Here is a 4,659-nt window from a genome sequence, read left to right on the forward strand (position 1 = left end):
CTAAGTTTCCCACGATCCAGATCAATGTCAATACTACCCTTGACAATTTCCCTTTTTCCTTAACTTGTCACCAATGCTACCAAACTGCTTGGGTTCCCGAATACGGCAGGTGTTACTGGGAAGGCAGGGAATATTCGCCCGATCCTGAAATTTGGGACAGCTATGAATTTGTAGAAATTGCCAAAAAACAAGCTGCTATAGAAGACGATATTGCTACTCGCGCTAACAAAGTCATTATCTGCGATACAGACGCTTTAGCTACTTGTATTTGGCACAAACGTTACCTTGGTTCGGAACACCCGACAATCGAGCAAATTGCAGACAGCCGCCGCTGCGATTTGTATATTTTGACTCAGCCGGATTTCGGGTTTGTTCAGGATGGAACGCGAGAAAGCGAACATTTGCGGATGACTATGCACCAGTGGTTTGTTGAGGTTCTTCAGAAGAAAGGAAAGCGGTATATTACTGTGGGAGGAGCGCACGAGTTGCGAATGTCGCAGGCTCTACGGGCGATCGATTCTGTTTTGGTATTTGAACCATTAAAGGAAGTTAACCCAAATTTTTGCGAACCAGTAAACTAGGGAAAACATTTGTAACAATAAATATTCCAAACGACTTGTGGAATGTCAACACCGAGCGATCGTACTATGAAGATTTTAGTGTCGATCGCTCCAAGGACAAAAAAGATGAGTCTTTGATTTCGCAGTCTAGTTGATTTTTGGGAAAATGGGCGATCGCCCGATCGCCCATTTTGCTTTTTTGGACGATCGTTCAACTATCATCAGGTAAGGTCGGCAATAATTCCTCTACTTGTAACAGCAAACTAGGCAAAATATTTGTCACAATATTCCAAATAACTTCCGAACTCACTTGGTCATAACGGTGAACCAAAATATTTCGTAAGTTAATCGCATTTCGCCAATCAATTTCGGGATGTGACTGCTGAAACTCGCTCGAAACTCTCCGAGCTGCCTCCCCCAAAATCCCCAACTGCCGCTCTACGGCACTTTGCATAAAAACATTTTCAAGATAAGTCTCGCATGAAACATCAGTCGTAAACTCTTGAATCAGACGGATTGCCTGCGCCATGTCCCAAAGTGAACCACTATCCCGCTGGTTGGGTTGCATAAATCACTCGATAGGTTTTCAAAATGCTCGATCGCCGATAGGGATTTTTTAACAGCTTTTTTTCCACCAAATCCACAGAACGGTGAAATAAATTCTCTATCTCCTCCTGCATTCCCAATAAATGAGACAGCGTGAGGCGGTGCGACGGCTCATAGGTGACTAATACATCCACATCGCTATCGGGGCGAAAATCATCCCGCAGCACCGAGCCAAACAGCGCAAACTCGACAATGTTCCAGCGCTGGCAAAATTGTGCGATCGCATCTAGAGAGACTTTTAGGCGATCGCTCACAACATATTCTAAATCTGATTGCAACTCAACCATGCGCGAGCCAACCTCCAACGAGAGCAACTAACATCTTTTCATTGTAACATCATAGGTCTGACTGAGCCTTCAGACCCAACGACAACTGCTCCAATGTTGGGTCATCATCATGCTTCTCCTATGCTAATGTTTGAAGTAATTTTCACTTCGGAAAGAGGTGGCATCGTTGCCCAACAGTGTGGACAAAACCAGCAAATTTTATGGTGGTCAATGTGCCGTAGTAAGGGATAAGAACAACAAGGACATTCGTGCACGATATTTTACCTCTGCGATCGATTACGGAAAAACAATCTTAGGAGCAGCCGTATGTCCCAAATAAAGATAGGCCGCCGATCGCAGTACAATTTCGGAATAGAGAATCTTTTGGATGTCTAAACTCGGCGCACGTTTTGCAGTGAAGTTGTAAGCCGCGATTTCCCCTTCCAAACTGAAGTCACTATCCGTCAAGTAGTGGTCGTAATCGTGCATTCCCTGAAAAATAAACCCGTAGATGGGATTGGGATAAACAGCAGAATCGTAACTGTCAGCGGATACCCAAAGTTGCTGAAGCTTAATATCTGCAAACATCTCTTCAGCGTTTTCATAACGCATATAATCTGAAAATTGCAGATTTAAGGTCAATTGCTGGAACTCACCCATGAGCCAATCACAGAGTTGGGTGATGGTTTCATTTGAAATTTCGGCTGGCTTACCTTCCAGGTAGAGTCTGGCGAGAGTTCCCACTTGGGATGCAGTTGTGTTTGATTTTGTGAGAGTCATATCGCTACCCTCCTAACCTTTAACTACCTTTAGTCTGACATTTTTAAACAACAACTTCTATGAGCTAGCTCATAGTTGGAAGAGAAACAGTCAAGGCTATTTAATCGATCGCACTCCCTGTTAATTTGCCGTTGTCTGTAATCGATTAATTTAGTCAGGCTAGAGGATTCAACTTTTCGTACAAGCTTTCTGCATCAAGATACGGTTGTTTTTGTACACCTCTAAAGTTCCAGACTTCGGGCTATCCAACGTGCCATCCCACACCCAATATTGATAATTGCCCTTCCGAAACTTATAGACTCGAACGCCTTCTGTAGCTTTGCTAGTACCTCCGCCCAAACTTAAATTACCGTTGGAACTGGTCGAGCGATATAGCAGTTCACCCGAAGCCTTCTTTTTCCAAATATTAATGTTGTAACCACCCTGGCATCTTGTACTGAGGATGAGGTCAGCAGTAGAATCAGCAGACGCAGGTAAGGAAAAATTAGCTAAGACACAGATTGGTAGAGCAAGGAGTAACGCTGATTTTTTTAGTAGTGTTTTCATGGTTATTAAGATGATTCGGCGGTTTAAATCGCTCCTTATCAAACGAAGTCTGCCTCGGCCGACTAAGAAATAAAAACGTGACCAACTGCAATCAGCATCATGGCATCATTGCCATAAACCTCTGGTAACTGGTTGCGCTTTTCTCGATCGGGCTGAGTCATTTTGATAATCAGCCGTGCCATTTTGACTGCCAGTTGCCGTCCTGCTTCTGGTGTCTCTGTCAAAAGCGGGTTATTGGGAACTAATGTAACTTCGGGTGGTCTTACAACAGATGGATTATTTGGAGGCATTATATTATCCATGTCAAAATCTCCTGAGTTAGTGTCTTTTTTATAATAGCAGCATTTGTTATCCAATACCTCCCTAAGTTGATCTGCTTCGATCGTATAATGGCATTTTAACGGCTTCTATGAGCTAGCTCAAACTTGAATCAACTCAGCGACGGTTTTCGGTTACTTCTCTAAAGATATCTCCTGGCAAATCCGCTCTAGCTTTTCTGGATTCCGCACACTGTAAATAGACTGAATACAGCCATCCACAATCTCAAACGTCATCACACTGTGAATGCGGCCATCCAGATATTGGATAATGCCTGGTTGTCCGTTGATATCGGCTAAGCGAGAGACAGAATTAAGCAGCCATTTGCGACGAATCGCTAACAGCATCCGAGCCACTTTTACTGCTCCATGTATCGGCTTGAGGACTGCAACCACCTTGCCACCACCATCTGAACTAAACGTCACATCCTTCGCCACCAGCAGCAACAAATCTTGCAAGTCCCCCTTGGTGGAGGCATCTAAAAATTGGGCTGTAATCTGCTTTTGTTGAGGCCGAGAAACTGGGAAACGAGGACGTTGGTCGGCAAGATGCTGCTTCGCCCGTCGCAGGATTTGGCGACAGTTGGTGGAACTCTTGCCGATCATCTGACCGATTTTGTGACAAGATGATTTAACTCAAACTTGAAATGGCGATCGGTCACTTTAGCTCAAGTGAAGCAATGGCATCGCTAATTTTCACCATGAGTGTCATCGGATCGATCGGCGAAACAGTAAACCCGCATTTCTCATAAAACTGCTTCGCATCTTCCGAGATAGCGTGTACGAGAATTGCCCGTATCCCTGCAATCTCAGCAGCTTGCAAAGTACGAAGAATTGCATCCCGCAGCAAAGCGCGTCCGATGCCGAGGCCTTGCCAATCCCGATCGCAGGCAAGCCGTCCGATCGCCATAACAGGAATTGGATCGGGCATATTGCGCCGGACTTTACCCGTTGCAGCAGTTTGTGCTATTGCTCCATTTGCAAGACAATAGTACGCAATGACTGCTTGGCGATCGCACACAACATAAGTCCGTGAAGCCCCTTCTGACTCATTTTTCAGAGCGCGGCGCTTTAGCCATTCATCTAACTGACTGTTACCTGAATCAAAACTCTCAATTTGATGTAACGAGTTCAGTTTTTCAGGGGGGCAGAGTTGGTCTAAATCTCGATCTAATCCCACGGAGATTTTGTTTTTAGTAATGCGTTTAGCTTCAGATTTGGCGTCGGCGGTGCATCCAACAGCGCCACAAATTGCTTAAATTTAAGTTCATCTAACCCAAAAAAACAGCGGTCTAGAATCACATCTTGAGCTTTTTGGTAAGCTGATTCCAACATGAACTCCGATCGGCTCTTTCCCTGTAATTGGGCCGCGCGATCGATTACAGCGCGTTGATTCGGCTGAGCCCGAATGTTGATTGTTACATCGCGGGTCTGGCTGACTGACCCTTCAGATGCTGGCGGGTGCATAACAGTTACCTCTGGCTAGACACAGCAGTAATTAGAGCTAGTAAGCTGTGTTGCATCTAGATTGCCTATGGTATTAGAGAGGGAGAGGGTCCGATGGGGATCGGGGGAGAGGATTTG

General features: G+C 45.1%; 9 protein-coding genes. 1 reads left to right on the top strand and 8 read right to left on the bottom strand.

Annotated features, from left to right (window positions below; all coding sequences use genetic code 11):
• The coding region (locus QUB70_RS31590) for an ATP-binding protein (RefSeq protein ID WP_332985725.1) at positions 1-581 on the top strand (581 nt) is incomplete at its 5' end.
• Between the two features lie 190 nt (positions 582-771).
• Here QUB70_RS31590 and QUB70_RS31595 read toward each other — a convergent pair.
• The 8 genes from QUB70_RS31595 to QUB70_RS31630 form a co-directional block, all read right to left on the bottom strand.
• Positions 772-1,128 (bottom strand): HepT-like ribonuclease domain-containing protein, encoded by a 357-nt coding sequence (locus tag QUB70_RS31595; RefSeq protein WP_332975480.1) that lies wholly within the window; start codon positions 1,126-1,128, stop codon positions 772-774.
• Positions 1,106-1,453, bottom strand: a complete 348-nt coding sequence (locus tag QUB70_RS31600; protein ID WP_332985726.1) for a nucleotidyltransferase family protein — start codon at positions 1,451-1,453, stop codon at positions 1,106-1,108. Before QUB70_RS31600 ends, QUB70_RS31595 begins: the two co-directional genes overlap by 23 nt.
• Before the next feature lie 276 nt (positions 1,454-1,729).
• Positions 1,730-2,212 (bottom strand): transposase, encoded by a 483-nt coding sequence (locus tag QUB70_RS31605; RefSeq protein WP_332985727.1) that lies wholly within the window; start codon positions 2,210-2,212, stop codon positions 1,730-1,732.
• A 168-nt stretch (positions 2,213-2,380) separates the two neighbouring features.
• The gene (locus QUB70_RS31610) at positions 2,381-2,758 is read right to left on the bottom strand and encodes a hypothetical protein (protein WP_332985729.1); all 378 of its coding nucleotides are present in this window, start codon (positions 2,756-2,758) and stop codon (positions 2,381-2,383) included.
• 62 nt (positions 2,759-2,820) lie between these two features.
• The gene (locus QUB70_RS31615; protein WP_332985731.1) at positions 2,821-3,060 is read right to left on the bottom strand and encodes a hexameric tyrosine-coordinated heme protein; all 240 of its coding nucleotides are present in this window, start codon (positions 3,058-3,060) and stop codon (positions 2,821-2,823) included.
• Between the two features lie 150 nt (positions 3,061-3,210).
• A complete protein-coding gene (locus tag QUB70_RS31620) occupies positions 3,211-3,681 on the bottom strand; it encodes a hypothetical protein (RefSeq protein WP_332985732.1) in 471 nt (156 codons plus the stop codon).
• A gap of 52 nt (positions 3,682-3,733) precedes the next feature.
• A complete protein-coding gene (locus QUB70_RS31625) occupies positions 3,734-4,255 on the bottom strand; it encodes a GNAT family N-acetyltransferase (RefSeq protein ID WP_332985734.1) in 522 nt (173 codons plus the stop codon).
• Positions 4,246-4,542 (bottom strand): type II toxin-antitoxin system TacA family antitoxin, encoded by a 297-nt coding sequence (locus QUB70_RS31630; protein ID WP_332985735.1) that lies wholly within the window; start codon positions 4,540-4,542, stop codon positions 4,246-4,248. The genes QUB70_RS31625 and QUB70_RS31630 overlap by 10 nt, the downstream gene beginning before the upstream one ends.
• Positions 4,543-4,659: the final 117 nt, after the last annotated feature.

It is taken from the genome of Microcoleus sp. A003_D6 (assembly GCF_036702825.1).
In the GTDB taxonomy this organism is placed as follows: Bacteria; Cyanobacteriota; Cyanobacteriia; order Cyanobacteriales; family Microcoleaceae; genus Microcoleus.